This window comes from Lacisediminihabitans sp., assembly GCF_036404185.1.
Lineage (GTDB): Bacteria > Actinomycetota > Actinomycetes > Actinomycetales > Microbacteriaceae > Lacisediminihabitans.
The window spans coordinates 1-2,360 of sequence record NZ_DASWPB010000180.1 but is presented as its reverse complement, the minus strand read 5'-3'; the positions used below and the strand labels follow the sequence as shown (position 1 = coordinate 2,360).

At 70.1% G+C, this 2,360-nt stretch carries 4 protein-coding genes; all 4 read right to left on the bottom strand.

Annotated elements, in window-relative coordinates:
- Positions 1–475 (bottom strand): glutamate--tRNA ligase family protein (locus VGC18_RS13090; protein WP_331098091.1); only part of this gene is annotated, 475 nt, incomplete at its 3' end.
- A gap of 25 nt (positions 476–500) precedes the next feature.
- Positions 501–866 (bottom strand): hypothetical protein, encoded by a 366-nt coding sequence (locus tag VGC18_RS13085; RefSeq protein WP_331098088.1) that lies wholly within the window; start codon positions 864–866, stop codon positions 501–503.
- Between the two features lie 16 nt (positions 867–882).
- Positions 883–1,887, bottom strand: coding sequence for a YeiH family protein (locus VGC18_RS13080; RefSeq protein ID WP_331098086.1), 1,005 nt, complete (start codon positions 1,885–1,887; stop codon positions 883–885).
- On the bottom strand, positions 1,884–2,360 hold a 477-nt coding region (locus VGC18_RS13075), incomplete at its 5' end, for a fumarylacetoacetate hydrolase family protein (RefSeq protein WP_331098084.1). The genes VGC18_RS13080 and VGC18_RS13075, both read right to left, overlap by 4 nt.

Genomic DNA, 2,360 nt, shown 5'->3' with positions numbered 1-2,360 from the left:
GACGCCCCTCGGCACGGTAGGCCGCCCGGTCGTCGTCGGTCAGATTCCGGTCGAAGTTGTCATAGCCGAGCTGCTTGGCGCGGCCGTTCGCGGCATTGCGCGCATCGATCTCTTCGGTCGTCGAGAAGCTCTCGTACAGGTGGCCGGATGCCTTCAGCTTCTCGATGAGATCGAGATAGATGGGCATACGCTGCGACTGCCGGTACGGCCCGTCGGGGCCGCCGACGTTCACGCCTTCATCCCAATCGATGCGCAGCCAGGTCAGCGCGTCGATCAGCTGCTCGTAGCTCTCTTCTGAGTCGCGTTCGGCGTCGGTGTCTTCGATGCGGAAGACGAGTTTGCCGCCGGTGTGCCTGGCGTACGCCCAGTTGAACAGGGCCGTGCGGATGAGCCCGACGTGGGGCGTTCCGGTGGGAGACGGGCAGAAGCGGACGCGAACATCCGCGCCGGTGGCGGTGGAGAAGGTGGCAGACATCGCCACCAATCCTACCGGCGGCCTCCTAGCGGCGTTCGGGCTCCTCGGGCGGCACGATGACGCCGGTGCCCCGCCAGAGTCCGACGCTGACGACCAGGTTGGCGACGATCGGCACGACGGCGACGACCACGGCCAGAGGCGCCTCGTCCACCCCGGCGCCGTGCAGGATCACGGCCACGATGAAGACGACGATCGTCACGATCGGCGCCACCCCCGTCGCCCACCACTTCTCCCGGCGGGTCCACACGGGAGAGAGCCACACCATGACGAGACCGACCAGCCATCCGATGACCGGCACGATCGCGCCGCCGAGGGCGAAGACGAGCACGGCCAGGATGCGGTACCACCGCGCGGTGGAGAACGTGTTCCTGGGTCTGTCTAGAGCGGTCATCGCAGCAATCCTTCTGTCAGGTCAGGTATACCAGGCCGAGCGCGAGGCCGAGGATGACCACCCACGCGACGAGGCCTGCGCCGAGCGCCCGCAGACCGGATCGGACGAGCTGCTCGAGGCGCAGGGAGGCGCCGATCCCGAAGAGCGCGGCGGCCAGCAGGGCCGACTGCAGGATGTCCGCGATCGAGAGCACAACGTCCGGGAGCGGCACGAAGGAGCGCAGCAGCACCGCGACGAGGAAGCCGACGATGAAGAGCGGCACGATGGCGGGACGGACGGATGCCGACGCGGACCCGGTCGCCCGCCTGCGGGTCTGGATGGAGGCGATCGCCACCATGGGCGCGAGCATGAGCACCCGGGTCAGCTTGACCACGACGGCGATGGCGAGCGCGGCGGCCCCCGCGGTCTGCGCCGTCGCGACCACCTGGCCGACGTCGTGCACACTCGCCCCGACCCAGTGGCCGAACTGCCGCGAGTCGAGGCCGAGCAGCCCGGAGAGGGCGGGCAGCACCACGATCGCGAGCGTGCCGTAGAGGGTGACCATGGTGATGGGAGTGCCGGTGTCCCGATCGTCGGCGCCCCGAGCGGCCGCCATCGCGCCGACCGCGGATACCCCGCAGATGGAGAACCCCGCGGCGAGCAGGACGGGCTGGTCGCCCTCCAGGCGGAACAGCCGCGCGATGAGCCAGGTGAGGACGAAGCTCACCCCGACGAGGGCGACGATGGAGAGGATGGCCACCCAGCCGAGCGCGGCGATGTCGCCGAGGCTGAGCTTGAGCCCGAGGACGACGATGCCCAGGCGCAGCAGCCGGCGGGAGGCGACGGCGAGCCCCGGCCTCAGCACCCCCTCGAGGGAGGGCCGGACGGCCGGGATGCAGCCGGTGATCACCCCGAGGATGAGCGACGCGGTCAGCCAGGGGAGGCCGGGCAGCAGGGCGTGCACCCCGTAGCCGGCGGCTGCCCCGGCCCCGGCCAGCGCGACCCCGGGCAGCCAGGACAGCCGCCCCGCGGAAACGCTCACCCCCGGGTCTTCGCCGGGTTGCTCAGGGTGCCGATCCCCTCGATCGTGATGTCGACGGTCTGGCCGTCCACGATCTCACCGAGGCCAGCGGGCGTTCCGGTCATGATGACGTCTCCGGGCAGCAGGGTCCAGACGTCCGAGACGAACTCGATGATCTCCGGGATGCCGTGGATCATGTCGCGGGTGTTGCCGTGGCGACGCTTCTCGCCGTCGACGGAGGTCTGGATCTCGAGGCCCCGCCAGTCGAGCTCCGTCTCGATGACCGGGCCGAGCGGCGCGAAGGTGTCGTAGCCCTTGGCCCGAGTCCACTGGCCGTCGGAGACCATCTGTTCCCTGGCCGTCACGTCGTTGCCGATCGTGTAGCCGAAGACCACGCTCGCGTAGTCGGCGGCCCGCACCCGCTTGGCGATCGAGCCGATCACGACGACGAGCTCACCCTCGTGCACGATCTTGCCGGCGAGCGGCGGGAGCTG